Source organism: Enterobacter sp. 01-M-03-SI-ECC (assembly GCF_047530215.1).
GTDB classification, from domain to species: Bacteria; Pseudomonadota; Gammaproteobacteria; order Enterobacterales; family Enterobacteriaceae; genus Enterobacter; species Enterobacter chengduensis.
Genome location: NZ_JBLKDA010000007.1, coordinates 86,672 through 110,853 on the forward strand (window position 1 = coordinate 86,672; position 24,182 = coordinate 110,853).

Genomic DNA, 24,182 nt, shown 5'->3' on the forward strand with positions numbered 1-24,182 from the left:
GGCGTGGTTATTCGCAATGAACTATCACCAGTACTACCCCGTCGACATCGTCAACGGCCCCGGCACCCGCTGCACCCTGTTTGTCTCAGGCTGCGTCCACGAATGCCCCGGCTGCTACAACAAAAGCACCTGGCGCCTGAATTCCGGCATGCCGTTCACCGCCGAGATGGAAGATAAAATCATCGGCGACCTGAACGACACGCGCATTCAGCGTCAGGGGATCTCACTTTCCGGTGGCGACCCCCTGCACCCGCAAAACGTGCCGGATATTCTGAAATTAGTGAAACGCATTCGCGCAGAGTGTCCGGGAAAAGATATCTGGGTCTGGACAGGCTACACGTTGAATGAGCTAAACGCTGCTCAGAGGGAAGTGGTGGATCTGATTAACGTCCTGGTCGACGGCAAGTTCGTGCAGGATTTAAAAGACCCGGCGCTCATCTGGCGCGGCAGCAGCAACCAGGTTGTGCATCATTTGCGGTGAGCGTTAGAGCCGTTTGTTTGCATCATGATAGACGGCTGATTTCTCTCTCTTACCGATAGCGATAACAAATACCGTTATAACGCTGTCCTGAACTTGATAAACCAGGCGATAGCCGGACGCTTTGAGTTTGATTTTGTAGCAATCCGGCAGTCCATGCAGGCGGGCGGATTCGACCCTGGGGTGAACCAGTACGTCGGCAAGTTTTTTCTTAAACTGGGCTTTCACCGTATCGCCCAGCTTATGCCACTCCTTCAACGCCCTCGGGTCAAATGCCAGTTCATAAGTCATCCAGACTAACCTTAATTCCCTTTTGCGGATTAGCCAGTCGCTCCCGGACTGTCTGTATCAGTTCATCTTCACTGTCGCTAATGGTGACCGTTTTCACTGGCATACGTCCCGTCTCCGCGACGTACTGAAACAGCAATCGCACCGCTTCCGTTGGGGTAATATTGAGTTTTTCGAGCACGGCATAAGCCTCGTTTTTGAGTTTGTCATCGAGACGGACGTTCAGCGTGGCCATTATGCCTCCGGTAAAATCGAATGTGTAATGCAGTTTAGCATTACATTCGCATTACATCGAATTCTGGATAACGCCTCTCAAAACCGACTCAAACTCTCCATCGCCACCGCCTTAAACTCGGCAAAATCGCCGCAGCTGCAGAGCCGCGACATGGCCCGTTCACGCAGGAAGGTGACAAAGATATCGTAAATCGCCATCGCCTCTTCGTATTCGCTTTTGCTGATGGCGAGCAGGAAGATGACGTGCGCGGTTTCGTCGCCCCACTGCACGCCGTGCGGGGCCAGCACGGTATAGACCACCGTTTTCTGCGCCAGCAGGCCGAGGGAGTGCGGCAGCGCGATGCCGTCGCCGAGCATGGTGCTGACGATGGCTTCACGCTCAATGACCGAGTCCAGAAACTCCGCGCCGACAAACCCCTCGCCTTCAAGCTGCGCGCACAGTTCCCGGAACAGCGTCTGCTGATCGACAGGCTTATCAATAATGCGGAAATGGGCCGCGTCGAAGTATTTATCCAGCATCCACGGGCGGGTACGGTCCACCAGCACCAGCTTGCCGATCTGCTCCAGCTGATAGTCGGTCGGGAACGGGGCGATCGTCACCACCGGTTTCGACTTTTCGCTGACGCGGGCGGTGGCGATGACAAAGTCCTCGCTCAGCGATTCCACCTGCTCGTACTCGCGCAGGGTGAGCGTGCGCGTGACCTCAATTTGGGGATATTTACGCTGTAGCACCGCCTCAATCATGCGGACCATGGCATTACCGGCGTCGCAGACCAGCAGCACGCGCGGCTGGCGCTGGTAGCCGATGTTGTAGTGACGCTCCAGCCCGACGCCAATATGCAGTACCAGGAAGCCAATCTCGTTTTCGCTGATCGCATACGGCGTGTATTTGCCCCAGCTCGACACCGCCGCGAGCGTCATATCCCACGCCATCGGATAGTGCTGCTTAATGTTATCCAGCAGCGGATTGGGGATCATGATTTGATACCGCACGCGGGTGATCATGGTTTTGATGTGCGTGAGCAGGTCCGCGTGCAGCTGCGCGTCGCTGAGCAGGTTGTAGTTATAGTGGGTGTTGATGTAGCGCAGGATGTAGTTAACCAGCGCTTCGTCGTCATCCGCGTTAATCGCGCTCGGGGCAATCTCCTGAATCTGCCGCGCCGCAATGTGCACGCACAGCCAGCTCTCCTCCGACGGTGAAAGCGCCTTGCCCGCCAGTCGCTGGATGGTCACCGCGATATCCTTCGCCGCCTCGCGCACGTTCTCTTCCACGTCTTCGGCGTGGAATTCCGGCAGCGGGTAACCTTCGCTGATGCGGCGCACCGACACCGCGCAGTAGAGGCGCAGGAACAGCTCGCCTTCGTCGGTGAGGCGAATATGGTGACGCGTTAAGGCATCGTGCAGCACGGGCACCATCTGCTCCGCCACGCCGGCGTTGAGCGCCACGTCGGTCACCAGCGGGTTCAGGCTGTCCTGCTGCGCCAGCTCCCAGAGCAGATCGGTCAGGCAGGCGCGGGTCGACATCTCGCTGCCAAACAGCTTCATGCCGTGGCGAGGACGCGTTTCCAGCGTCAGGTTGTAGCGATGAAACCACTCGCGCACCTCCGCCATGTCGCTTTGCAGCGTGGCGCGGCTGACGAACCACTCGTCCGCCAGGTCCTCAAGCTTGAGTGAAAACGCAGAGGTCAGAAAACGCACCACCAGATAATGCACGCGCTCCGGCCCGGTCCGGGGAATTCGCAGCGCGCGCGGGTGGGAGGCCTGTAGCTGCTGATAACGGGCAGCATCGTCAATTTTAAGCTGATAGCCGTTGCCCCGGCTCAGGATAAACTGCGCCCCGTGGCTCGCCAGCAGCGCATTCAGGGCGGTGATATCGGCACGGACGGTTCGCGTGGAGACCGACAGCCGCTGCGCCAGCTCGTCCTGCGGCAGCGTCTCGTTTTGCAGCAGGTCGAAAAGTTGCGCTAAACGTTGGTTCGGAAATCGCACGAGTTTGTCCTCTTACAGCTTAAGGTGAAATGACCATCTGGGATGGGCTGCCGACCGGGGTATAGTCTGGCTCAAAGCCTAGCTTGCCGTCCTGACCGACGCGGAAACGGGTAATGTTGTCGCTGCGCTGGTTCATGACGTACAGCCAGCGCCCCTGCTTGTCGAGCGTCAGGGTGCGCGGGTAGTCGCCGCGCGTCCACACGTCGTCCTGATGCGTCAGCGTGCCCTCTGCCGTTACGGTAAAGTGCCCGATGCTGTTATGCAAACGGTTAGCCACATACAGCTGCTTGCCATCGGCGCTTAATGCGAGCCCGGCAGCAAAGCTGGTGCCTTTGTACCCTTCCGGCAGGGCGGAAAGCGTTTTGCCCTCTTTCAGGGTGCCGTTGGCGTTCACGGTATAATGGGTCAGCGTGGACGCCTCTTCGTTAATCAGCCACAGGGCATCGCCCTTCGGCGTAAAGACAAAGTGGCGCGGCCCGGCCCCTTTCGAGGAGGCGCTGATAAACGGCGGATCGTTCGGGGTCAGCTTCCCTGTTCGATCGTCAAACCGGTACTGATAGATGCGATCTAACCCCAGATCGGTGGAGAACACGTACTTTCCGCTCGGATCGGCGGCGATCATGTGCGCGTGGGGGCCATTGTGATCGCTGATGGCAAAACTGCCCTCCGCTGCCGCTTCCGGCTTCGCCGCGCCCGGTTCACCCCGATCCTGATGCGTGTCCGTGGCCTCCCCCAGGCTGCCGTCTGCGTTGATCGGCAAAACGGCAATCGATCCGCTGACGTAGTTTGCCACCAGCAGGCTCTGGCCGTTCGGCGTCAGGGCAAGATAGACCGGCCCCGCGCCGCCGGACGCCACCTGATTCAGCTCGTTCAGTTCCCCGTTATCGCCGACGCGCAGCGCCTGCACCACGCCCTGCTCCACTTCGCTTGCCAGGTAGAGCGTTTTGCCATCTTTCGCGAGGGTAAGCTGCGCGGCGTTCGGCAGCTTGCTCACCAGCGTTTTATTGCCGAGCGCACCGGTTTGCGGGTCGACGGTAAAGCGGTACAGCCCTTCGCCGTTGGGGTTGTAGGTGCCGACCCAGGCGAACTGCGGCTGGGCGATGGCCGCGGTGGCGAGCAAAGAGAGTGAAGCGACGAGCAGGTTACGGGTGTGCATGGTGGCTCCTTTGGGTGTTATTACTTAACCAGCTTCTTCGTCATCGCCAGCAGCGTACGCACGTCTTCCGGACGCGTGTCGCCGCTGGCCTTGTCGATAATCGAGCTGTAAATATGCGGGATGATTTTGCTCACGCCCGCGTCGAGGGCGATCTGCAGGATCTCTTCATAGTTTTCCAGATCGATACCGCCCGTCGGCTCCAGCCAGAAGTCGTGGCGGGCGCAGGCTTCCGCCACCGCCTGGTATTCGTCACGGCACTTCAGGCCGCCCATCGGGAAGTATTTGATCGAGCTGCCGCCGAAGTCTTTCAGCAGGGCAATCGCGGTTTCAACCGGCACGATACCGTCTGGTGCCGCGCTGCTCAGCGGGCCGGTGGAGATTTTTACCATCCCGACGGTACCGGTCGGCGAGACCAGACCGTTGACCACGGAGTCATTCTGCCCCAGCAGCGCGCGGCTGGTGGCGACGCCGGTAAAGACCTGATTCACGTGCTGCGGCTGCACCTGACGGGAGATCTCGCTCACCATCGCGGACTGGTTCGGATCCCCCGCGCCCAGGCCAACCGAGAGCGCATTATCAATCAGCGCCGCGTACTCGCGCATATCCGCCACCGCGCTGGCCACGTCCGGGTAATTTTTGGAGAGCACGCCCACCAGCACGTGGCCTTCCGCCGCCTCGTAGATGGCGCTGGCGTTGGCTTTTGAGCCCGCCAGCACGTTCAGGCAGACGCGGTCACGGTAAAAGTTGGGGGTCAGTTTCATGCGTTTTTCTCCTGTCCTAATACTTCGCTAATGCGGCGGTACACTACGTTCAGCTGGTCAGCGTTTACGCTGCGCACGTCCGCTTCGATAATCCCTTCGTTAGCCTTGTAGCCGCGGAAGTAAATGGCGTATTCCCCCTGCTTCAGCTTCGCCACCAGGTCGCCCGTGCCGACGCCGGTTGCGGCTTCGTCAAACTTAATTTCCGCTCGCGCGATGTCGCGCCCGGCGCTGTCCCAGACTACGCGCGCGGTGACGCCGTTCAGGGTGTTAAGCGCGTCGATAAACGGCGTCATCTTCGCCACCATCTCGGCGCCGCTCTCTTTGGTCGCCGTCAGGTAGTGTTCGATGGCGCAGGTCAGGCCGAGAATGCCCTCTTTGCCCACCTTCATCGCGCGGCCAATGCCCGCCGTCTGCCGCTTCACCCACTCAACGTACTGGGTCTTGCCGATCACCAGCCCGCTGGTCGGCCCTTCAATTGCCTTCGCGCCGCTGTAAATCACCAGGTCCGCGCCGGAACGGTAATAGGTATGGAGATCTTCTTCCGCCGCCGCGTCAACGATCAGTGGCAGATCGTGCTTGCGCGCCACAACCGCCGCCTGCTCGACGCTGAGCATGCTTTTCTGCACGCAGTGGTGCGATTTAATGTACATGATCGCTGCCGTGCGCGGGGTGATCGCCGCCGCCAGCTGATCGGCGGAGCATTCGTTGGCGTAGCCCGCTTCCACCAGCCTGCCGCCGCCCAGCGCCACCATGGTGCCCACCGGCGCGCCAAAGTTCACGTTGTGGCCTTTCGGCAGGACGATCTCGTTGTTCTCAATCGGGGTCACGTGCAGGTTTTCCAGCAGCCAGTCGCTGTCTTTCACCAGCACCGCCGCCACGGACTGGGCAATGCCCGCCGACGCGCAGGAGACCACCGTCGCCCCCTCCACGTCCAGCAGCTTCGCGATGTACTCCCCGGTTTTATTGACCAGGTCCTTCATCTCGAAATAGTGATTCATGCCGTCCATCGCCGCCTGCACCACCTCCGGGCGCGGCGTGGAGACGCCCAGCGCCGTCATGCGGCCAGAGGTGTTGATAACCTGCTTTAAATGGTACTTCTCATAAATCGAAGACATGTTCCGTGCTCCCTTGTTCGGTCATGTAGCCCTTGCCCGCGCGGATCGCGGCAAGCGGCACCAGAATGTGTTCAGCCTGCAGGCTGTCGTTTTCAGCATCCGTCAGCACCGTCGGCTGGCGTTTGAGCGTGAACAGCGTCAGGTCGGCGTCAAGACCCGGCTGGATGCGGCCCTTGCGCGTCAGGCGCAGGCCGTCTGCGGCGTTGGCGGTGACGCAGTCAATCACCTGCGGCAAGGACATGCCGATGGCGAGAAACTTCGACATCACGCTCGCCAGGCTTCCTACCGGGCCGTTAATGCGGTTGCGGCAGTAGATATCCGAGCTGATGGTGTGCGGCAGAATGCCCATCGCGATGGCGCGTTTCGCCACCTCAAAGCTGAAGCTCGCCGTACCGTGGCCCACGTCCAGACGCACGCCGCGCTTCAGGGCGGAGGTGATGGAGGCGCGCAGCTCGCCGGACGGCGTCAGAATGCGGTTGGGTTTGCCGTTGTAGCAGTGGGTAATGATGTCGCCGGAGCTGAGCAGTTCGGCAATCTCGTCGAGGTTCGGCGGGTTGTTGCCGATGTGCACCATCAGCGGCAGGTCGCCGTTCTCTTTCTGAATGGCTTTCGCGCGTTCCAGCGGCGTAATGCCGTTTTCACCGACCACGCTGCTGCTCATGCGCGCCTTCAGGCCGACGATAAAATCCGGGTGGCGCGTCACCGCCTGCTTCACCGCGTCGGCGTCAATATTCGCCATATTGGCCAGCTCGTTCTGGGCAATCAGCCCCACGCGGGAGATGTTGAGCAGGGCAAACACCTCGGTGGAGGCTTTGCGGGTAATGTTATAGAAATCATCCACGTCGTCGGCACCGGTACTGCCTGCGTCCACCACGGTAGTGACGCCGGTGGCAATGCCCACGCTGTCCGGCTCGTCGTGGTAAATCGGCGAGTTCGGGTAGCAGTGAACGTGGGAGTCAATCCAGCCTGCGCTGACGAACACGTCGCCGTTCAGCTCAACCGTTTTACGCGCGGGGGCGATAATGTCGCCCGTCGCGGCGATCTTCCCGTCCTGAATGGCGATATCGGTCAGGGTATCGTCGGCAAGGCGCGCACGGCGCAGGAGTAAATCAAACATGAGGATCTCCTGGTAAGGCGGGCGCCGCAGCGCCCGCAGGTATTAAAGGGCGACCGGGAACAGCCAGCCCAGCAGCATTGCACCAAGAATGGCGCCACCGGTGATCGGCTTCTGCCAGATGTAGAACACCAGCGCCCCCAGCAGGGAGCCGACGCCGATAGGAATGGAGGCGGTCATGGCGCTGAGGATAATCAACGGCCCGAGGAAGCGGCCGGAGGCGTTACCCGCGCCCATCATCACGTCCGCGCCGTAGGTGGAGTTGCTCTGGTTGATGGTGAACTTACGCGCCAGGATAATGACGTAGCCAATCGCCAGGCCAATCACCAGGCCGGTAATCAGCGCGGCAATGAAGTTGGTCACCGGGAACATGATGCCCGCACCCAGCAGCAGCGCCGGAACGCCGAGGCCCACGCCGGTCTGAATCGCCCCGCCAATATCGAGAATGCCGACCAGCGACCCTTCAATGATGCGCGCAAACAGGAAGCTTGCGCCGAACGCCGCCACCGCGCCGTAAACGCCGGTATCAATGCCCGCTTTCAGCATCGCCACGAAGGCCACTTCGTTAAACGCGCCGATGCCGTAGAGGTAGTACATGTGCGTCCCGGCGAAGACGCCGGAGGAGAGCAGGCCAACGAAGATCGGGAACGACCAGTCGGCATACCAAAAACCTTTATTCTGTTCCATGTCGAGGCTCCTGTTATTTACCGCTGAGCGAGTTGTGGATCATGTCGAGCCAGTTCGGCACGGTCAGGTGGAAGGATTCGATCATCTTCATGTCGAAGCCGCGGAAGAAGCCGCTCAGCACGAAGAGCAGAACGATCGCCGCCATCATCACTTTGGTGACGTGGTTCCAGCCGCTCTCTTCCACGCCTTTACCGATCAGGATCCCCAGCACCAGGCCCGGTACGGCGTTGCCCATGATCAGCTGCGCCGCGCCGCCGAAAATAGTCGCCCAGAAGCCCGATTTTTTACCCGCGTCGATGGCCGCCAGCCAGAAGATCACCGGCATCACGGTATTGACCAGCAGGTTTGCCGCAGGCACCAGCACCTTCACGGCGGTGACCTGAAGCGCAGCGGGAACGGAGGAGGCGGTCAGGTTAAGGAAGGTGACGACGATCATGCCGATCACGCCGCAGGCAATCGCCATTTTGCGCGGGTCGTGCAGCGTTTCGCCGACGTTACGGTTTTTGATCATCAGTGCCGCCGCGCCCCAGTTTGGGATGATGCGGTGGTCGACGTCCTGTGTGAAAGCCCCTGCGGCCACGGAAGAGGCCCAGGCGTTAAAGAAGAAACCTAACCCAAAGGAGAAGTGGGACGCCGGATCCCCTTCGCAGGAGTTCAGTTCTCCCAACGTACGAAACGCGCCCATACCCTGAGTGGTAGGCGCATGAAACATGCGTGCAGCCCCGGCCCCGACACCGACGCCTACCAGGCCGCCGATGATGAGCGATTTTATTAATATAATTAAGAACATCAGTCTGCCCTTTTATGAATAATCAGCGTTGCGTGACGAAATCCACCCGATCGAGATTGATGGCGGTCACGTTGACGGTCACATCCAGCTCCACGCTGTAGGTGCGTCTTTCCCGGCGCAGAAAGAAGAACAGAAACGCTTCTTTTCGCACCGCTTCTTGCGCCTGAACGACCTGCACATCCTGTGGCTCAATACGCAGTAAGATATGCGGTGAGGCTTTCATCACCGCGGCCTGAACGTGGTTGAGCGCGTCGGCAAAGGCGCGCGCTTTAGCGTCGCCTTTCCCCTTCACTCTCACCGTGGTTGTGAACTGTTCTTTCATGCTTATGCGCCGTATTTCTTCTGCCACGCCTGCACCAGACGCTCGCCCAGCTCTTCTTTATCCATAAAGCCAAAGCCCAGCACGTTGCAGCCTTCGTTGATGGCGGTGACGCCCTCGTCCACGGAACGCATGCCGTATTTTGCCTTGTAGCCATACTTAGTTTGCGCGGTGATGGCACCTGCGCCGCCGCTGCCGCAGAAGGAGATGCCGAAGGTGGCGTTTTCCGCCTTCATCACGTCGCCGAGCTTCATATCCGCCGCCATGCCCGGCACAACCACCGCGCGTCCACCGGCTTTTTCCACACCGGCCGCCACTTTCTGACCTTTACCCAGGCGATCGCCAATCACGACTGTAATCTGTTCCATGTGTTGCTCCTTAAAGGTTGTCTTTCGCGACTTCAAAGTGAACGGAGAGCAGCCAGGCTTCTTCATCAGGAAGATTGCCAAACTGCGCGACCACTTCACGGGCGAGCCGCATTGAATCGGGTGAAATTTCGTCGAACAGCTCCGCTTCGACCTCCGGCAGCGGCTCGCCGGTCACGGACCGGTGCGCCATGGCGCGGACGTGGGAGGTGAGCATCTGCTCCTGTACCGCGTTGGGGATGATGTTGTTCCGGGCCAGCAGGGCATAGACCTGCTGCAGCATGGTGTTTGCGAGTTGTTCTGTTTGCACCGTCTGTTCCCCAACGTCGTTCATTACCGCTCCGTTAATCACTGGTCTTACCCCGTTAATGGCTCTGGAATAAAACTAACGTTGGGGGGGAATTGTTTGTAGCGAGTTGTTTTCCACTTCGAAGTGGAAAGGCGAGCCGCAGCAGTGATCTGTGCCACATAAATGCGGTGAATCTGGATAAACCGCTGTATTTACGTGATGAATATCACGCTATTAAGCGGCAACGAATGGGTAATCAGAGTGGAAAAGATTCCGAGCAGGCTCGTAGAAATGTGACGTGGATAAGGTTTTCTTATGGGGATTGGGTAGAGTGGCGGCGGGTGCTTGAGACTGACCGTCTCAGGCATGGGACGGAAAGTGGAAAGCCCCTACCTGAATTTAAATCAGGACGGGGCTGTAAACGACACGTCTAGCCACGTGATGTTTGCTACCTCGCCCGCTTTAAAGCAAGGAGGCATCCATGAAACGCCAATCCCCAAGTATCGGGGTTTTGATGATTATTTCTTTGACGATAATCATCTTAACGCTGGTGACGAGGAAAACACTGTGTGAGATCCGTTTTCGAAACGGCTCGCTTGAAGTGACAGCGCGGATGGATTGTCGCTCCGGCCAGTAGGGAGCAAAGATGCGGAGGCGCGTAATGCGCCTCCGCATACGGAGAAAGGACGTACAGCTCAGGCACCCAATTAACGATACTTTTTATGGTACGTGTTGCGCGTGGTCACAAACTGCTCGGCCGCCGCCTGGGCTTCTTTCACTTTGCCTTCGTTTGCCAGCTTCAGCGCGCCGTCGATCTGGCCGACCAGCACGTCAAAGCCGTGACGATAGTCCTTCATCTCTGCACTGTCTGCCGCTTTGCTTTCCAGCTTCGGTGGCGTCGCTTTTTGGGCGTCCAGCGCGGCTTCACGCATTTTGGTCAGGGCGTCTTTCATTTCCGCCGCATTGTCGGTCTTTTGCACCACCTTCAGGTTTTGCCCGAGGATGCCCATGTCTTCTTCAAGATCGGCAGCAAACGCAGAAGAGCCAAGAACCAGCGTTGAAGCTGCGACGATCGCTAACAGGTGTTTACGCATTGCTCACTTCCTTTTTTATTATTAACACGCCATTACGGGTATTACTGACCGGCGATTTTCATTTCCGGCAGTAACACAGAACCACACTGTATATTGCTACGTGTTTCAATATCGTTACCGACCGTAACGATGTTGCGCCACATGTCCTTCAGGTTGCCGGCAATCGTGATTTCGCTCACCGGATACTGAATTTCGCCGTTTTCCACCCAGAAGCCCGCCGCACCGCGCGAGTAGTCGCCGGTAATGCCGCTTACGCCCTGGCCCATCAGCTCGGTCACTACCAGACCGGTGCCCATCTCTTTCAGCATTTGCTCAAAGTTGAGGCCCTGTCCGGCAATGCGCCAGTTGTGGATGCCGCCCGCGTGGCCGGTGCTTTTCAGCCCCAGCTTGCGCGCGGAGTAGTTGGTCAGCAGCCACTGGGTCAGCACGCCATCTTTGACGATATCGCGCCGCTCGGTACGCACGCCTTCGCTGTCGAACGGCGTGGAGGCCAGCCCTTTCAGCAGGTGGGGATGCTCTTCGATGGTCAGCCATTCCGGCAGGATCTGCTTGCCCAGCGAGTCGAGCAGGAAGGTCGATTTACGGTAAACGGATCCGCCTGCGATAGCGCCCACCAGATGGCCAAACAGGCCGGTTGCCACTTCGTTGGCAAAAATCACCGGGGCCTTCATGGTGGAGAGCTTGCGCGGCGACAGGCGGGACAGCGTGCGCTCGGCGCACTCTTTTCCGACCCACTCCGGAGACTGCAAATCTCCCAGCGCGCGGCCAATGGTGTAGGCGTAGTCGCGCTCCATGTCGCCGTTCTCTTCGGCGATGACGCAGCTGGAGAGCGAATGACGGGTAGAGCAGTAGCCCTGGAGCATGCCGTGGCTGTTGCCGAATACCTTGATGCCGTAGTGGCTGTTGAAGCTGCCGCCTTCGGTATTGGTGATGCGCTTATCGGCCTGCAGGGAAGCCTGCTCGGCGCGCGCGGCCAGCTCGATGGCTTCGTCCGGGGTCACCTCCGCCGGGTGGAAAAGATCGAGATCCGGCGCGTCAAAGGCCAACAGATCTTTATCCGCCACGCCGGCGTAAGGATCCGGCGAGGTATAGCGGGCAATATCCAGCGCCGCCTGCACCGTACGGGCAATGGCGTCCGGGCTGAGATCGGTGGATGACGCGCTGCCTTTGCGATTCTGGTGATAGACCGTGATCCCCAGCGCGCCGTCGCTGTTGAATTCTACGTTCTCCACTTCACCATAGCGGGTGCTCACGCTGATGCCGGTGGTTTTACTGACCGCCACTTCGGCGCCATCTGATTTTTCTGAAGCAAGCATCAGCGCGGTGGAGACGGCTTCTTCCAGAATCTTACGCTGCGCTTCAACTTGTGAGGTTACTTTCATCGCAAATGCCATACTGTAAGAGAGAGTTAACTGAAGTCTAACAGAGAACCGTTTTTCAGTGCGCGTCTTAACTGGTAACATTAGCCTCTTTTTTTAAGGAGCCTGACATGACTAAGCAGCCCGAAGACTGGCTCGACGACGTTCCCGGTGATGACATCGAAGACGAAGATGATGAGATCATCTGGGTCAGTAAAAGTGAAATTAAACGTGACGCCGAAGAGTTAAAACAGCTTGGCGCAGAAATGGTAGAACTGGGTAAAAACGCGCTGGACAAGATCCCGCTCGACCAGGATCTGCGTGATGCCATTGAACTGGCACAGAAAATCAAAAAAGAAGGCCGTCGTCGCCAGCTTCAGCTTATCGGGAAAATGCTGCGTCAGCGCGACGTCGATCCGATCCGCCAGGCGCTGGACAAGCTGAAAAACCGCCATAACCAGCAGGTTGCCTTTTTCCATAAGCTTGAGCAGATCCGCGATCGCCTGATTGAACAGGGTGATGATGCCGTACCGGAAGTGCTGAACCTGTGGCCGGATGCCGACCGCCAGCAGCTGCGTTCGTTGATCCGCAACGCGAAGAAAGAGAAAGAAGGGAATAAGCCGCCGAAGTCTGCGCGCCTGATTTTCCAGTATCTGCGCGAGCTGTCTGAGAACGACGAGTAACATTCGTAGCGCCTGTTCCCTCACCCCGGCCCTCTCCCCAGAGGGGAGAGGGAGCAGAGAAGGATGTAGGCCCGGTAAGCGTTAGCGCCACCGGGCTTTTTTTTTACGCGTCGGCGGCCGCTTCCGCTTTCTTCGCCAGGCCGTCCAGCAGCTTCTGATGGATCCCACCAAAACCGCCGTTGCTCATCACCAGAATGTGGTCGCCGGGCTGAGCGGCTTTCACCACCATATCCGCGAGCGCATCCACATCCGCACTCCAGTGCGCAGGCTGAATGCAGGCATCGGCCACTTCCGCCACCTGCCACGGAATATGCTGCGGCTGCAGCAGGAAGACCTCATCGGCGCGTCCCAACGACGGCGCCAGGTCGTCTTTGCAGATGCCCATCTTCATGGTGTTCGAGCGCGGTTCCAGCACCGCCAGAATGCGGGCCGTGCCGCCGACCTTGCCGCGCAGGGCGGCAAGCGTTGCCAGGATCGCCGTCGGGTGGTGCGCAAAATCGTCATACACGGTGACGCCGTGGGCTTCACCGCGCAGTTCCAGACGGCGACGGGCGTTGATAAACGAGCCCAGCGCATTCGCCGCATCCGCAGGCAGTACGCCGACGTGACGCGCCGCAGCAATGGCCATCAGGCCGTTGTGCATATTGTGTTCGCCCACCAGGCCCCACTTCACCTCACCCACTTTTTCACCGTCGAGCAGCACTTCCCACTCGGAGGCATCGGCGTTGAGCTTCTTCGCCTGCCAGTGGCCCTGCTCACCCACCAGCTCCTGCTCGCTCCAGCAGCCCATTGCCAGGGTCTGCTTCAGGTTGATGTCGTTTTCCGGCAGGATGATGCGGCCCTGGCCCGGAACAATGCGCACCAGGTGGTGGAACTGTTTCTGGATCGCTTTCAGATCGTCGAAAATATCCGCGTGGTCAAACTCAAGGTTGTTGAGGATCAGCGTGCGCGGGCAGTAGTGCACGAACTTGGAGCGCTTGTCGAAGAACGCGCAGTCATACTCGTCGGCTTCGATCACAAAGAACGGGCTGTCGCCCAGACGTGCAGAAACCTCGAAATTACCCGGCACGCCGCCGATCACGAAGCCCGGCTTGTAGCCGCAGGCTTCGAGGATCCAGGTCGCCATCCCCGCGGTGGTCGTTTTGCCGTGGGTACCGGCAACGGCAACCACCCAGCGGTCACGCAGGACGAAATCGTGCAGCCACTGCGGGCCGGACATGAACGGAATATTGCGTTCCAGTACCGCCTCAACGCACGGATTGCCGCGGGTCATGGCGTTGCCAATGATCACCAGGTCCGGCTCGGGATCCAGCTGGCCGGCATCGTAGCCCTGAATTAAAGAGATGCCCTGCTTCTCCAGAAGTGTGCTCATTGGCGGATACACATTGGCGTCCGAACCTGTCACTTCATGGCCCAGCGAGCGCGCCAGCATTGCCAGTCCGCCCATGAAAGTGCCACAAATCCCCAATATATGAATGCGCATACGTCACTATCCTTCTTCAATGTGGCGCACATTTTACTCACATGTTAGCGGCTGTGAAACGCATTTCAGGTAAATCCGTATCCTGCTGGCGCGATTCACCTCTGCGCTACTATTTGAATATTTGTTAAGATTGTTGGGCTTTAGTCGTTTTAGTGAACATACAATCGCTCTACTCACAAAGATGCAGGGAAAGTGTTATGAAAACGTTAGGTGAATTTATTGTCGAAAAGCAGCACGAGTTCTCTCATGCTACCGGTGAACTCACTGCTTTGCTGTCGGCAATAAAGCTGGGCGCTAAGATCATCCACCGCGATATCAACAAGGCCGGTCTGGTCGATATCCTGGGTGCCAGCGGTGCCGAGAACGTTCAGGGCGAGGTTCAACAGAAGCTCGATCTGTTCGCAAATGAAAAATTGAAAGCTGCACTGCGCGCGCGCGACATCGTTGCGGGTATCGCCTCTGAAGAAGAAGATGAAATTGTTGTTTTCGAAGGGTGTGAACACGCGAAATACGTTGTTCTGATGGATCCGCTCGACGGCTCCTCAAACATCGACGTCAACGTTTCTGTCGGTACCATTTTCTCCATCTACCGCCGCGTCACGCCTGTTGGCACGCCGGTGACCGAAGAAGATTTCCTGCAGCCGGGTATTAACCAGGTTGCTGCGGGTTACGTCGTTTATGGCTCCTCCACCATGCTGGTTTACACCACCGGCTGCGGGGTGCACGCCTTTACGTACGATCCGTCACTGGGCGTTTTCTGTCTGAGCCAGGAACGCATGCGCTTCCCGGAGAAGGGCAACACCTACTCCATCAACGAAGGCAACTACATCCGCTTCCCGAACGGCGTGAAGAAGTACATCAAATTCTGCCAGGAAGAAGATAAAGCGACGCAGCGCCCGTACACCTCCCGCTATATTGGATCGCTGGTTGCGGATTTCCACCGTAACCTGCTGAAAGGCGGCATCTACCTCTACCCAAGCACCGCCAGCCACCCGGACGGAAAGCTGCGCCTGCTGTACGAATGCAACCCGATGGCGTTCCTCGCCGAACAGGCGGGCGGCAAGGCCAGCGACGGTAAAGAGCGTATTCTGGAGATCGTGCCGGAAAGCCTTCACCAGCGCCGTTCATTCTTCGTCGGCAACAACCACATGGTTGAAGACGTTGAACGTTTTATCCGTGAGTTCCCGGACGCGTAATCTCTCTCCCGGGGAGCCTGTCAGGCTCCCCAACACATTTATATATTTTACCGTATAAGTGTTTATAAAAAACACGCTTTAATATTCACCACTGCTCCTGCATTATTTCCATAACAGTTTGCCAGATATTTCGTGGAGCAGAATCGCAATGAAAAATTATTCCCGTGCGACTACCGGTATAGATTTAAATCTTATCCCCGTATTTATTGAAATCGTCCGCTGCGGCAGCATGGCGAAGGCCTCGCTGCGCCTGGAGATGTCCCGCCCGGCGGTGAGTCTGGCATTAAAGCGCTTTAACCAACTCTTTGATGAACCATTATTTTACCGCAAAGGTTTATATCTTGAGCCGACGGAAAAAGCGTTAGATTTGACCCGCTCGCTGGAAATATTAATGGGTGAAATTCACGATAATATAGCAGGCGTTAATTCAGCACGAAATAAAGCCCCGACACAGAACGTGCCGGAGCGCGAGAATATTATGCCGCGGTCTGAGCCGACACTTTGAAGGATGACATGGCTTCCATCAGCTGGCGCGACTGCTCCTCAAGGGAGCGGGTCGCGGCGGAGGATTGCTGCACCAGCGCCGCATTCTGCTGCGCGGTTTCGTCCATCTGATTCACCGCAATATTCACCTGCTCAATGCCGCGGCTCTGCTCCTGAGACGCGGTGGCAATTTCACGCATCAGTTTGGTCATGCGCAGCACTTCGGTTGCGATCTCATCCATCGTTTCGCCAGCCTGCTGGGCCAGCTCGCTGCCCTCGTTAACGTGGGTCTGCGAATCGCTGATAAGGGAGCGGATCTCTTTCGCCGCGTCGGCGCTGCGGCTGGCCAGGTTGCGCACTTCACCCGCGACGACGGCAAACCCGCGCCCCTGCTCGCCCGCGCGCGCCGCTTCCACGGAGGCGTTAAGCGCCAGAATATTGGTCTGGAAGGCAATGCCGTCGATCACGCTCAGGATATCGGCGATGCGCGCCGAGCTGCCGGAGATATCGCGCATTTTTTCAATCACATAGCAGACCATTTCGCTGCCGTGATCGGCCGTGTCGGAGACCGACCTGGCCAGCTGGTGCGCCTGCTCGGCGTTATCGGCGTTGAGCTTCACCGTCGCGGTGATCTGCTCCATGCTGGCCGCCGTCTGCTCCAGCGACGTGGCGGTAGATTCCGTACGCTCGGCAAGATCGCGGTTTCCCAGCGTCAGCTCGCGGCTGCCGGTATCAATTTGCGCGCTGGCATCGCGTACCCGCAGAACCGAGTTCATCAGCGAGTGCCGCATCTCCTCTATCACCGCGTTGAGGCGGTTAAACTCCTGGCTCGCGGGTGCCGTCAGCGTATGGGTTAAATCGCCTGCCGCCACATTTTCCAGCTGAACAATCGAGGCCGAGAGCGGCTTGAGCAGCATATGGCGCAGCGCCAGCCAGGCGAGGACGATGATGCCCGCCGTCAGCAGCGCGGCGACGATAATCAGGATCAGGACGCGGGTTTTGCTTGCCTGCACGGCGGTCACTTCCGCCTGACCACGCGCTTCGCTCCACTTCTGAAACGCCTGCATGTCGTTATCAAACTGCTTCGCCACCGGAATCAGCGTCTTCTCCAGGAGATCGTAATACCCGTCCGCGCTCTGGTCATTCAGGGTTTTCAGCATCGGGTTGATCCCCTGCTGGTTATAGGTCGCCAGGCTAGCCGCCACCTTATCAAGCAGCCGCTGCCCCTGCTCGTCAGCCACGCCGCCGTCGATCACGCCTTTCAGCGTTTTCTGGGCCAGGGCAACTTCCTGATTGATGTTTTTTACCGCGTTGGCCGCATCGTCCAGCAGGCCGATTTCCATCATGCGGACGGCCTGGCCCGCCTCATTGCGCGCGCGCAGGATCAGCGTATAGCCTGAATTTAGCTGCACCATCTGCTCACCCTGTAGGTGATTGATGCGCTGCAGTGAAGAAGAACTCTGCGTGAGGGCATAAATGCCGATGCCGCTGACAATCAGCAGCAGAAGGGTCATAACGGCCAGTAAAGAGAGCAAGCCGGTACGAATCGATAGCGTTTTAAGCATGATATTATTTCCGGTAGCGAGATATTTCTGGACAGAAAAAAAGGTTATCGGCCGCTACCGGAAAATGTTTAGACTTTAAGCAAATTCAGCGTGTTATCGCTCTGTTATCGATGTGTTTACGCGGGTAACAGGCGAGCTTTGACGGTTCTCCCAGAGCACCGTCAGCCCCCGCTGCAGGGCAATAAAAATAAACAGCAGAATGCCGATGGCGATCTTCGTCCACCACGAGCTGAGCGTGCCGTCAAAGTTGATATAGGTTTGTATCAGCCCCTGGATCGCCACGCCGAACAGCGTTCCCAGCACCGTCCCCACCCCACCGCTGAGCAGCGTGCCGCCAATCACCACGGAGGCAATCGCGTCCAGCTCCACGCCCACGCCTGCAAGGGCGTAGCCCGCCTGGGTATACACCGAGAAGACGATACCCGCCAGCGTCGCCAGGCCGGTTGAGAGCATATAGATGCGTATGGTGGTGCTGCGGGTCGAGATCCCCATCAGGTTAGCCGACGTGGCGTTACCGCCAATCGCGTAAACCTGATTGCCAAACCGGGTACGGTGGGCAAGGAAGATGCCAACGACTACCACGCCCAGCATCAGCAGCCCCATCGCGCTCAGCCGTCCGCCGCCGGGAATTTTCCACGCCAGGCTGGAGAGCGTGTCGTACACCGGATGGTTAATCGGAATCGACTCCTCCGACACCAGGTAACTCACGCCGCGCAGGAAGAACATGCCCGCGAGGGTAATGATAAACGCCGGAATTTTTAACGCGTCGATCAGCAGCCCCATAAAGGCGCCAAACGCGCAGCCCATCGCCAGCACCAGCGGAAACGCCACCAGCGGGGAGATCCCCCAGAAGCCGATCGCCTTCGCGAGGAACACGCCCGTAAAGGCGATCACCGAGCCGACGGAGAGGTCGATCCCGCCAGAGAGGATCACAAACGTCATGCCGACGGCGATGATGCCTAAAAAGGCGTTATCGGTCAGGATATTGCAGATCACGCGCGTCGAGGCAAAGCCGGGGAACTGGGTCAGACAGTAGAGATAGCCCAGCACAAACACGCCCAGCGTGATCGTTAGCGGTAAATTACGTTTTATCATGGCCACGGATCCCCTTAATGATGCTGACAAAGCGCGGCGACTGGACGACAAGCACGCAGAGCACGACTACCGCTTTCACCACCTGGTTAAGCTCCGGCTGGAATCCCGAAAGCAGGATCCCGGTGTTCATGCCCTGAATGATCAGGGCGCCGATCGCCGAGAGCAGCAGGTTAAAGCGTCCGCCCATCAGCGACCCGCCGCCGATCACCACCGCGAGGATCGCGTCCAGCTCCAGCCAGAGCCCGGCGTTGTTGGCATCGGCCCCGCGAATATCCGCCGCAACGATGATCCCGGCGATGGCGGCGCAAATACCGCTCAGCACGTAGGTCAGCATCACCATCAGCCGCGTGTTGACCCCGGCGTTGCGCGCGGCGCGGATGTTGATCCCAACGGCCTCAATGAACATCCCCAGCGCCGTTTTGCGGGTAAAGAGCCAGAACACCACTAACGTCACCAGGGCAATCATCACCGGCGTCGGGAAGAACAGAAGGTTGCCGCTGCCGAGCCACGCCAGGCTCGGGGAGTTAAAGGTGACAATCTGTCCGGAGGTGATGAGCTGCGCGACGCCGCGCCCGGCCACCATTAGAATGAGGGTGGCGACAAAGGGCTGAATTTTCAGCACCGCGACCAGAATGCCGTTCCATAGTCCTGCCAGCACGCCGGTGCCTAAGGCCGCCAGTAAAACAACCGGCAGGCTGTGTCCGGCCACGGTCATTGAGGCTGCCGTGGCCCCGGCGATAGCCATCACCGCGCCAACGGAGAGGTCAATCCCGCCGGTAGCGATGACCAGCGTCATCCCGATGGCCAGCAGCGCCACGGGGGCGGCACGGTTTAAAATATCAATCGGGCTGCCAAACAGGCGGCCATCCTGCACGATAATCTGGAAAAAATGCGGCGCGACCAGGCTATCCACCAGCAACACCACCAGCAGCGCCGCGATTTGCGGCGTGCCGGTTGGCCAGCTGAAGCGGCGCTTTGACTCACCGGTTTGCGAAAGCGAACGGGGCATCACGATTCACTCCTTATGCCGCGATGGCATTCATGATCGCCGGAACGGACAGCTTATCCAGCGGGATCTCAGCCACCTGTTTGCGATCGCGCATGATGATGACGCGATCGGCATAGCCCACCAGCTCTTCCAGCTCGGACGAGATAACCAGCAGCGCCAGCCCGTCCGCGCACAGGGTTTCGATAAGCCGGATAATTTCGGCGTGCGCGCCGACGTCAATGCCGCGCGTCGGCTCGTCGAGGATCAGGAACTGGGGTTTGGTCAGCAGCCAGCGCGAAAGCAGGACTTTTTGCTGGTTACCGCCGGAGAGAAATTCAATCGGCTGTTCCGCGCTCGGCGTGCGGATGCCGAGCTGGCGGATAAAGCGCTCGGCAATGGCGTTTTGCTCGCGCTTAGGGATCGGACGCAGCCAGCCGCGCTGCGCCTGTAGCGCCAGAATGATATTTTCCCGCACCGAGGCGGCGGCGATAATACCGTCCGTTTTCCGGTCTTCCGGGCAGAATCCCACGCCCAGGCAGGAGGCCTGATGCGGCGACCGCAGGGTTTGCGGTTTGCCCTTGATCAGCGCGCTGCCGCTGTCGGCAGGCTTGATGCCGAAGATCACCTCGGCGGTTTCGGTCCGGCCTGACCCTAGCAGGCCCGCCAGCCCGACAATTTCGCCTGGCCGCACCTCAAGGTTAAACGGCGCGATCGTCCCTTTTTTGCCGTAGTTGCTGAAGGCGGCGACCGGCTTCTCGCTCAGCAGCGTGCGCCCTGCGCGCTGAAGGGCGTTGGTTTCCAGCTCGCGGCCCAGCATCATTTTCACCAGCTCGATCTGCGGCAGCTCGCGGGTTTCGCGGCAGCCGACAAAGCTGCCGTTGCGCAGCACCGTAATGCGATCGCTCACCTCGTAGACCTGATCGAGGAAATGGGTGACGAAGATCAGGCTGACGCCCCGGTCGCGCAGCTGGCGCATCAGGGTAAAAAGCATCTCGACTTCCTGGGTATCGAGACTGGCGGTGGGTTCGTCGAGGATCAGGACTTTCGCCGAGAGATCGATCGCGCGGCAAATGGCGACGATCTGCTGCATCGCCACGGAAAAGCGGTTCAGCGGCTCGCGAACGTCGAGGGAGAAGCCGTACGATTCCATCAGGTTCGTCGCCCGCGCCTCCATCTCTTTACGGCGCAGCAGGCCAAAACGCCGAGGTTCGCGGCCAATAAACAGGTTATCCGCCACCGACATATTCGGCAGCAGGTTCACTTCCTGGTAGACCGTCCCGATCCCCAGCTGTTGGGCATGGGCGGTATTTTTCGGCGAAATGGCGTTGCCTTCCAGCCAGATGGTGCCGCGGTCGGCGTGATAAACGCCGGTCAGGGTTTTAATCAGCGTCGATTTTCCCGCGCCGTTCTCGCCCAGCAGCGCCATAATTTCGCCGCGCCGCAGGCTGAAATCGACGTTATCCAGCGCCTTCACGCCGGGGAAGAATTTACTCAAGCCCTCTGTGCGGAGGATTTCCTGGTGTTGTTCAGTGGTCATGGTTTCCCCCTGCATCAAGCCGGATGGCGCTACGCTTATCCGGCCTACAAAAGAGCGTATCGTAGGCCGGGTAAGCGTAGCGCCACCCGGCATGTTCAGACGGGCTTAATAGCCCATATTTTTCTTCTTCTCTAACTCTTCTTTCGCCGTGTCCGGCAGGTAGAGCGTGGACTTGGTGACCGTCACCTTCTCAGGCAGGGTGCCGTCTTTCTTGAATTTCTCCAGCGCGTCGAATGCCGGGCCCGCCATGTTTGGCGTCAGCTCCACGCTGGCGTTGGCTTCGCCGTCGATCATCGCTTTGTAGATGTCAGGTACGCCGTCGATAGAGCCGGTGAGGATATCTTTGCCCGGCTTCAGGCCCGCTTCTTTGATCGCCTGAATGGCACCAATCACCATGTCATCGTTGTGGGCGTAAACCATGCAGATGTTTTTGCCGTTGTTTTCCGCCTTAATGAAGCTCTCCATGACCTCTTTGCCTTTACTGCGGGTAAAGTCGCCGGACTGAGAGCGGATAATCTTGATGTTTGGCGCTTTCGCGATGGCCTCAGCAAAGCCTTTTTTACGGTCGATAGCCACGCTCGCACCCACGGTGCCCTGCAGCTCAACGACGTTACACGGCTTGCCGTCGACCTGTTTCACCAGCCAGTCGCCAATCAATTGCCCTTCAAGCACGTTGTTGGCGGTGACGGTGGTCATATAGAGGGATTTGTCTTTGACGTCGATGGAACGGTCGAGCAGGAAGACCGGGATCTCAGCGTCTTTCGCTTCCTTCAGGACGGGTTCCCAGCCGGTCGCCACGACGGGGGCAATAAAGATGGCATCCACGCCCTGGGCGATAAAGGAGCGCACGGCTTTGATCTGATTCTCTTGTTTTTGCTGACCATCGGCGATTTTCAGCGTAATGCCGCGTTTCTGAGCTTCGCTTTTCGCCACGTTGGTTTCTGCCGCTCGCCAGCCAGATTCAGAGCCGACCTGCGAAAAACCTACGGTTAAGGGAGCGGCCATCGCCATAGACGACATGGCTGCCGAAACGGCTGTGACCAGGAGTAAGCGCTTCCACATATGAACGTCCTCGTAGGGTGAGTTATTGTTGGTTAAAAGATGTTCTGCGGAATGACTATAGCCCATGAAATAGGTAACGAATTGCGTTACATCACACTTCAGAAAAGTGAATAAAACGTTAATCACAAGTTTGTAATCGCTTTCATTTCATCATGAAAAATGCGGCTATGTTTATGGATTTTCCTGTCATGGAATCGGTCTGAAAAGTGGAGAAAGCGGGGAGAGAAAGCGAAAACAGGCGGAGACATTCAGCGCGAGTTGGCTATAATACCTGCCACGAATTTACCATCCATTTTAAAGGACACCGACATGAGCTTACTCAACGTCCCAGCGGGTAAAGAACTGCCAGAAGACATCTACGTTGTTATCGAAATCCCGGCTAACGCAGATCCGATCAAATACGAAGTGGACAAAGAGAGCGGCGCCCTGTTCGTAGACCGTTTCATGTCTACCGCGATGTTCTATCCGTGCAACTACGGCTACATCAACCACACCCTGTCTCTGGACGGTGACCCGGTTGACGTACTGGTCCCAACGCCATACCCGCTGGAGCCAGGCTCCGTCATTCGCTGCCGTCCAGTTGGCGTGCTGAAAATGACCGACGAATCCGGTGAAGATGCCAAGCTGGTTGCGGTACCGCACACCAAGCTGAGCAAAGAATACGATCACATCAAAGATGTGAACGACCTGCCAGAGCTGCTGAAAGCGCAGATCACTCACTTCTTCGAGCACTACAAAGACCTCGAAAAAGGCAAGTGGGTTAAAGTTGACGGCTGGGACAACGCGGAAGCGGCGAAAGCAGAAATCATCGCCTCCTTCGAACGCGCTGCTAAGAAGTAATTCTTACTGCTGTTAATAAAGCCCCGCGAGTCGGGGCTTTTTTGTGGGCGGTTTCCGGCAGTTAGCTCACTATCGCCTGCAGCCGCAAAAGAGCATCTTCTACCGTTTCATCGGACGCCACGCCAATGCGTTTGGCCTGCCGCGCGCCTAAATCCATCATGCGGATCTGGTTGACGAGAATCACGCCCTGAATGTCACCGTCTTCGCAAGAAAGCGCCACGCTGAACCCCGCGTAGCGGGCAAAATTGCCGCCCTGAGTGACGGGCGCCACCAGCGTCATGCCCAGCTGATTGAACGCGCTCACGGAAAGCACCAAAGCGGGCCGTCCTGATCCCTGCTGCTCGTGGCCGCTGGCAGGATCGAACCCAACAAGAACGATGTCGCCTCGTTCAAAACAGGGCCGCTTTACCATACCTCATCACCCGCCGGCTTGGCGTTCCCCCACACCTCCTGCTCGCTTATTTCAGGCGCGGACATATCGCACTGAGCGAGCAACTCTTCCAGTGAATACTGCTTTGTTACCGGAGTGAGCACTAACTGATTATTCGTCACACGAGCCTCCATACTCTGGCCCGGCTTCACGCCGAGCGCTTTCATCACCACGCCAGGAATGACCATACCTGCACTATTTCCCCATTTCTTAATGGTTATACGCATCTGCACCTCCGAAGTTATACAGAGTATAACTCTTTTGGCGACGACAAGGTTTACACCCTCGAAAGTGTGGAGACCAGCAAAAAAAGCGCAGTGATGAAGAAAGCAGAAACCTGCTCGACGAAAAAAAGAAATTGATGAGAAAAAGGCGCAGCAGAGCGTGAAGAACGTTGCAAAAAAACAACGCCACCTTACGGTGGCGTTGTCGTTTTTCAGTACTGGTCTCTGTCTAACCAGTTACCGCTTACGATCCGCGTTAACCCTTCGACCGGACGCTGGTAGACGTACATCCACGCGCTTCCGTACGGCGTCTGGATCAACTGGCGCGCGTATTCACCGCCCCTGGTGCGCAAGGCATCAAGTTCGGCAAGCGTCGCGTTATCAATACGATACACTTCACCCTGTACTGTTCCTTCGCCCGGAACCGCGCCTGGATAGTGGCCCAGGCTGTACAACTGGTAGTTCTCGATATTGTAATTCCCCAGCAGCAGGGCATTGGTCATCCAGTGACTGTTGCCTTGCTTGGTTCGTAAACTGCCGTAGACAAATATTCGCATTG

General features: G+C 58.1%; 30 protein-coding genes. 7 read left to right on the plus strand and 23 right to left on the minus strand.

The genetic code is table 11. The features are described 5' to 3' along the window. Positions 1-16 precede the first annotated feature (16 nt). On the plus strand, positions 17-481 hold the full coding sequence (gene nrdG, locus ACMWKK_RS09060; protein ID WP_112780444.1) for an anaerobic ribonucleoside-triphosphate reductase-activating protein: 465 nt from the start codon (positions 17-19) through the stop codon (positions 479-481). Between the two features lie 3 nt (positions 482-484). Here nrdG and ACMWKK_RS09065 read toward each other — a convergent pair whose 3' ends face one another. From ACMWKK_RS09065 to ACMWKK_RS09120, 12 genes are all read right to left on the minus strand, one after another. Continuing rightward, entirely contained in the window at positions 485-769 is a 285-nt protein-coding gene (locus ACMWKK_RS09065) for a type II toxin-antitoxin system RelE family toxin (RefSeq protein WP_112780443.1), read from the minus strand. Beyond that, positions 759-1,001 carry a type II toxin-antitoxin system RelB/DinJ family antitoxin gene (locus tag ACMWKK_RS09070; protein ID WP_023331889.1) on the minus strand — a complete coding sequence of 81 codons (243 nt, stop codon included), beginning with the start codon at positions 999-1,001 and terminating at the stop codon, positions 759-761. The genes ACMWKK_RS09065 and ACMWKK_RS09070 overlap by 11 nt, the downstream gene beginning before the upstream one ends. A gap of 77 nt (positions 1,002-1,078) precedes the next feature. After that, positions 1,079-2,989 (minus strand): BglG family transcription antiterminator, encoded by a 1,911-nt coding sequence (locus ACMWKK_RS09075; protein ID WP_045329792.1) that lies wholly within the window; start codon positions 2,987-2,989, stop codon positions 1,079-1,081. Between the two features lie 19 nt (positions 2,990-3,008). Then, the gene (locus ACMWKK_RS09080; RefSeq protein ID WP_112780442.1) at positions 3,009-4,145 is read right to left on the minus strand and encodes a lactonase family protein; all 1,137 of its coding nucleotides are present in this window, start codon (positions 4,143-4,145) and stop codon (positions 3,009-3,011) included. Positions 4,146-4,165: 20 nt separating this feature from the next. Beyond that, on the minus strand, positions 4,166-4,906 hold the full coding sequence (dagF, locus tag ACMWKK_RS09085; RefSeq protein WP_112780441.1) for a 2-dehydro-3-deoxy-phosphogluconate aldolase: 741 nt from the start codon (positions 4,904-4,906) through the stop codon (positions 4,166-4,168). Further along, positions 4,903-6,021: a DgaE family pyridoxal phosphate-dependent ammonia lyase gene (locus tag ACMWKK_RS09090; RefSeq protein WP_112780440.1), complete on the minus strand. Its 1,119-nt coding sequence runs from the start codon at positions 6,019-6,021 to the stop codon at positions 4,903-4,905. The genes dagF and ACMWKK_RS09090 overlap by 4 nt, the downstream gene beginning before the upstream one ends. Beyond that, entirely contained in the window at positions 6,005-7,138 is a 1,134-nt protein-coding gene (locus ACMWKK_RS09095) for an amidohydrolase/deacetylase family metallohydrolase (RefSeq protein ID WP_112780439.1), read from the minus strand. The genes ACMWKK_RS09090 and ACMWKK_RS09095 overlap by 17 nt, the downstream gene beginning before the upstream one ends. A gap of 42 nt (positions 7,139-7,180) precedes the next feature. After that, on the minus strand, positions 7,181-7,822 hold the full coding sequence (locus ACMWKK_RS09100) for a DUF4310 family protein (RefSeq protein WP_023310183.1): 642 nt from the start codon (positions 7,820-7,822) through the stop codon (positions 7,181-7,183). A 13-nt stretch (positions 7,823-7,835) separates the two neighbouring features. After that, complete coding sequence (locus ACMWKK_RS09105; protein ID WP_008501408.1) at positions 7,836-8,612, minus strand: DUF4311 domain-containing protein; 777 nt, start codon at positions 8,610-8,612, stop codon at positions 7,836-7,838. A gap of 22 nt (positions 8,613-8,634) precedes the next feature. Beyond that, entirely contained in the window at positions 8,635-8,934 is a 300-nt protein-coding gene (locus ACMWKK_RS09110; protein ID WP_008501409.1) for a DUF4312 family protein, read from the minus strand. Between the two features lie 2 nt (positions 8,935-8,936). Then, the gene (locus tag ACMWKK_RS09115; RefSeq protein ID WP_006810339.1) at positions 8,937-9,299 is read right to left on the minus strand and encodes an SFCGS family glycine-rich protein; all 363 of its coding nucleotides are present in this window, start codon (positions 9,297-9,299) and stop codon (positions 8,937-8,939) included. Between the two features lie 10 nt (positions 9,300-9,309). After that, the gene (locus tag ACMWKK_RS09120) at positions 9,310-9,648 is read right to left on the minus strand and encodes a glycine dehydrogenase (protein ID WP_112780438.1); all 339 of its coding nucleotides are present in this window, start codon (positions 9,646-9,648) and stop codon (positions 9,310-9,312) included. A 315-nt stretch (positions 9,649-9,963) separates the two neighbouring features. On the opposite strand from ACMWKK_RS09120, the gene ACMWKK_RS09125 reads away from it, so the two are divergent. Next, on the plus strand, positions 9,964-10,158 hold the full coding sequence (locus ACMWKK_RS09125) for a hypothetical protein (RefSeq protein WP_045329808.1): 195 nt from the start codon (positions 9,964-9,966) through the stop codon (positions 10,156-10,158). After that, positions 10,100-10,222 (plus strand): Hok/Gef family protein, encoded by a 123-nt coding sequence (locus ACMWKK_RS09130; RefSeq protein WP_223239959.1) that lies wholly within the window; start codon positions 10,100-10,102, stop codon positions 10,220-10,222. The genes ACMWKK_RS09125 and ACMWKK_RS09130 overlap by 59 nt, the downstream gene beginning before the upstream one ends. Before the next feature lie 70 nt (positions 10,223-10,292). On the opposite strand, the gene cybC is transcribed toward ACMWKK_RS09130, so the two are convergent. After that, positions 10,293-10,679, minus strand: coding sequence for a cytochrome b562 (gene cybC / locus ACMWKK_RS09135; RefSeq protein WP_014882281.1), 387 nt, complete (start codon positions 10,677-10,679; stop codon positions 10,293-10,295). Positions 10,680-10,720: 41 nt separating this feature from the next. Beyond that, positions 10,721-12,073, minus strand: a complete 1,353-nt coding sequence (gene pmbA, locus ACMWKK_RS09140) for a metalloprotease PmbA (protein ID WP_032643854.1) — start codon at positions 12,071-12,073, stop codon at positions 10,721-10,723. Positions 12,074-12,168: 95 nt separating this feature from the next. On the opposite strand from pmbA, the gene yjgA reads away from it, so the two are divergent. Then, positions 12,169-12,720: a ribosome biogenesis factor YjgA gene (yjgA, locus tag ACMWKK_RS09145; protein ID WP_042713463.1), complete on the plus strand. Its 552-nt coding sequence runs from the start codon at positions 12,169-12,171 to the stop codon at positions 12,718-12,720. Positions 12,721-12,823: 103 nt separating this feature from the next. Here yjgA and mpl read toward each other — a convergent pair whose 3' ends face one another. Further along, positions 12,824-14,203: a UDP-N-acetylmuramate:L-alanyl-gamma-D-glutamyl-meso-diaminopimelate ligase gene (gene mpl, locus ACMWKK_RS09150; RefSeq protein WP_161656334.1), complete on the minus strand. Its 1,380-nt coding sequence runs from the start codon at positions 14,201-14,203 to the stop codon at positions 12,824-12,826. A 197-nt stretch (positions 14,204-14,400) separates the two neighbouring features. Between mpl and fbp the strand changes: the two genes are divergently transcribed. Together fbp and ACMWKK_RS09160 are read left to right on the plus strand one after the other, a co-directional pair. Beyond that, entirely contained in the window at positions 14,401-15,399 is a 999-nt protein-coding gene (gene fbp / locus ACMWKK_RS09155) for a class 1 fructose-bisphosphatase (protein WP_032643851.1), read from the plus strand. A gap of 148 nt (positions 15,400-15,547) precedes the next feature. After that, complete coding sequence (locus ACMWKK_RS09160; protein WP_112780436.1) at positions 15,548-15,904, plus strand: helix-turn-helix domain-containing protein; 357 nt, start codon at positions 15,548-15,550, stop codon at positions 15,902-15,904. On the opposite strand, the gene ACMWKK_RS09165 is transcribed toward ACMWKK_RS09160, so the two are convergent. From ACMWKK_RS09165 to ytfQ, 5 genes are all read right to left on the minus strand, one after another. Further along, complete coding sequence (locus ACMWKK_RS09165) at positions 15,876-17,447, minus strand: methyl-accepting chemotaxis protein (protein WP_112780435.1); 1,572 nt, start codon at positions 17,445-17,447, stop codon at positions 15,876-15,878. The two genes, ACMWKK_RS09160 and ACMWKK_RS09165, sit on opposite strands and share 29 nt — an antisense overlap. Before the next feature lie 93 nt (positions 17,448-17,540). Next, positions 17,541-18,542 carry a galactofuranose ABC transporter, permease protein YjfF gene (yjfF, locus tag ACMWKK_RS09170; protein ID WP_112780434.1) on the minus strand — a complete coding sequence of 334 codons (1,002 nt, stop codon included), beginning with the start codon at positions 18,540-18,542 and terminating at the stop codon, positions 17,541-17,543. Next, a complete protein-coding gene (ytfT, locus tag ACMWKK_RS09175) occupies positions 18,529-19,554 on the minus strand; it encodes a galactofuranose ABC transporter, ATP-binding protein YtfT (protein WP_181663649.1) in 1,026 nt (341 codons plus the stop codon). Before ytfT ends, yjfF begins: the two co-directional genes overlap by 14 nt. Positions 19,555-19,564: 10 nt before the next feature. Beyond that, a complete protein-coding gene (gene ytfR / locus ACMWKK_RS09180) occupies positions 19,565-21,067 on the minus strand; it encodes a galactofuranose ABC transporter, ATP-binding protein YtfR (RefSeq protein ID WP_112780432.1) in 1,503 nt (500 codons plus the stop codon). A 105-nt stretch (positions 21,068-21,172) separates the two neighbouring features. Continuing rightward, positions 21,173-22,129 carry a galactofuranose ABC transporter substrate-binding protein YtfQ gene (gene ytfQ, locus ACMWKK_RS09185; RefSeq protein WP_014830433.1) on the minus strand — a complete coding sequence of 319 codons (957 nt, stop codon included), beginning with the start codon at positions 22,127-22,129 and terminating at the stop codon, positions 21,173-21,175. 309 nt (positions 22,130-22,438) lie between these two features. On the opposite strand from ytfQ, the gene ppa reads away from it, so the two are divergent. After that, positions 22,439-22,969, plus strand: a complete 531-nt coding sequence (gene ppa / locus ACMWKK_RS09190; RefSeq protein ID WP_010427397.1) for an inorganic diphosphatase — start codon at positions 22,439-22,441, stop codon at positions 22,967-22,969. A gap of 61 nt (positions 22,970-23,030) precedes the next feature. Here ppa and ACMWKK_RS09195 read toward each other — a convergent pair whose 3' ends face one another. From ACMWKK_RS09195 to ACMWKK_RS09205, 3 genes are all read right to left on the minus strand, one after another. Beyond that, a complete protein-coding gene (locus tag ACMWKK_RS09195) occupies positions 23,031-23,381 on the minus strand; it encodes a type II toxin-antitoxin system ChpB family toxin (RefSeq protein WP_112780431.1) in 351 nt (116 codons plus the stop codon). Further along, positions 23,375-23,626 (minus strand): AbrB/MazE/SpoVT family DNA-binding domain-containing protein, encoded by a 252-nt coding sequence (locus tag ACMWKK_RS09200; protein ID WP_112780430.1) that lies wholly within the window; start codon positions 23,624-23,626, stop codon positions 23,375-23,377. Before ACMWKK_RS09200 ends, ACMWKK_RS09195 begins: the two co-directional genes overlap by 7 nt. Positions 23,627-23,835: 209 nt before the next feature. Beyond that, entirely contained in the window at positions 23,836-24,180 is a 345-nt protein-coding gene (locus ACMWKK_RS09205) for a gamma-glutamylcyclotransferase (RefSeq protein WP_014830431.1), read from the minus strand. Between the last annotated feature and the right edge of the window lie 2 nt (positions 24,181-24,182).

Excerpts from the sequence above, each read along its gene's own strand:
- nrdG (WP_112780444.1), top strand. The coding sequence starts at position 17 with ATGAACTATCACCAGTACTACCCCGTCGACATCGTCAACGGCCCCGGC.
- ACMWKK_RS09065 (WP_112780443.1), bottom strand. The coding sequence starts at position 769 with ATGACTTATGAACTGGCATTTGACCCGAGGGCGTTGAAGGAGTGGCAT.
- ACMWKK_RS09070 (WP_023331889.1), bottom strand. The coding sequence starts at position 1,001 with ATGGCCACGCTGAACGTCCGTCTCGATGACAAACTCAAAAACGAGGCT.
- ACMWKK_RS09080 (WP_112780442.1), bottom strand. The coding sequence starts at position 4,145 with ATGCACACCCGTAACCTGCTCGTCGCTTCACTCTCTTTGCTCGCCACC.
- dagF (WP_112780441.1), bottom strand. The coding sequence starts at position 4,906 with ATGAAACTGACCCCCAACTTTTACCGTGACCGCGTCTGCCTGAACGTG.
- ACMWKK_RS09090 (WP_112780440.1), bottom strand. The coding sequence starts at position 6,021 with ATGTCTTCGATTTATGAGAAGTACCATTTAAAGCAGGTTATCAACACC.
- ACMWKK_RS09095 (WP_112780439.1), bottom strand. The coding sequence starts at position 7,138 with ATGTTTGATTTACTCCTGCGCCGTGCGCGCCTTGCCGACGATACCCTG.
- ACMWKK_RS09100 (WP_023310183.1), bottom strand. The coding sequence starts at position 7,822 with ATGGAACAGAATAAAGGTTTTTGGTATGCCGACTGGTCGTTCCCGATC.
- ACMWKK_RS09105 (WP_008501408.1), bottom strand. The coding sequence starts at position 8,612 with ATGTTCTTAATTATATTAATAAAATCGCTCATCATCGGCGGCCTGGTA.
- ACMWKK_RS09110 (WP_008501409.1), bottom strand. The coding sequence starts at position 8,934 with ATGAAAGAACAGTTCACAACCACGGTGAGAGTGAAGGGGAAAGGCGAC.
- ACMWKK_RS09115 (WP_006810339.1), bottom strand. The coding sequence starts at position 9,299 with ATGGAACAGATTACAGTCGTGATTGGCGATCGCCTGGGTAAAGGTCAG.
- ACMWKK_RS09130 (WP_223239959.1), top strand. The coding sequence starts at position 10,100 with ATGATTATTTCTTTGACGATAATCATCTTAACGCTGGTGACGAGGAAA.
- cybC (WP_014882281.1), bottom strand. The coding sequence starts at position 10,679 with ATGCGTAAACACCTGTTAGCGATCGTCGCAGCTTCAACGCTGGTTCTT.
- pmbA (WP_032643854.1), bottom strand. The coding sequence starts at position 12,073 with ATGGCATTTGCGATGAAAGTAACCTCACAAGTTGAAGCGCAGCGTAAG.
- yjgA (WP_042713463.1), top strand. The coding sequence starts at position 12,169 with ATGACTAAGCAGCCCGAAGACTGGCTCGACGACGTTCCCGGTGATGAC.
- mpl (WP_161656334.1), bottom strand. The coding sequence starts at position 14,203 with ATGCGCATTCATATATTGGGGATTTGTGGCACTTTCATGGGCGGACTG.
- fbp (WP_032643851.1), top strand. The coding sequence starts at position 14,401 with ATGAAAACGTTAGGTGAATTTATTGTCGAAAAGCAGCACGAGTTCTCT.
- ACMWKK_RS09160 (WP_112780436.1), top strand. The coding sequence starts at position 15,548 with ATGAAAAATTATTCCCGTGCGACTACCGGTATAGATTTAAATCTTATC.
- ACMWKK_RS09165 (WP_112780435.1), bottom strand. The coding sequence starts at position 17,447 with ATGCTTAAAACGCTATCGATTCGTACCGGCTTGCTCTCTTTACTGGCC.
- yjfF (WP_112780434.1), bottom strand. The coding sequence starts at position 18,542 with ATGATAAAACGTAATTTACCGCTAACGATCACGCTGGGCGTGTTTGTG.
- ytfR (WP_112780432.1), bottom strand. The coding sequence starts at position 21,067 with ATGACCACTGAACAACACCAGGAAATCCTCCGCACAGAGGGCTTGAGT.
- ytfQ (WP_014830433.1), bottom strand. The coding sequence starts at position 22,129 with ATGTGGAAGCGCTTACTCCTGGTCACAGCCGTTTCGGCAGCCATGTCG.
- ppa (WP_010427397.1), top strand. The coding sequence starts at position 22,439 with ATGAGCTTACTCAACGTCCCAGCGGGTAAAGAACTGCCAGAAGACATC.
- ACMWKK_RS09195 (WP_112780431.1), bottom strand. The coding sequence starts at position 23,381 with ATGGTAAAGCGGCCCTGTTTTGAACGAGGCGACATCGTTCTTGTTGGG.
- ACMWKK_RS09200 (WP_112780430.1), bottom strand. The coding sequence starts at position 23,626 with ATGCGTATAACCATTAAGAAATGGGGAAATAGTGCAGGTATGGTCATT.
- ACMWKK_RS09205 (WP_014830431.1), bottom strand. The coding sequence starts at position 24,180 with ATGCGAATATTTGTCTACGGCAGTTTACGAACCAAGCAAGGCAACAGT.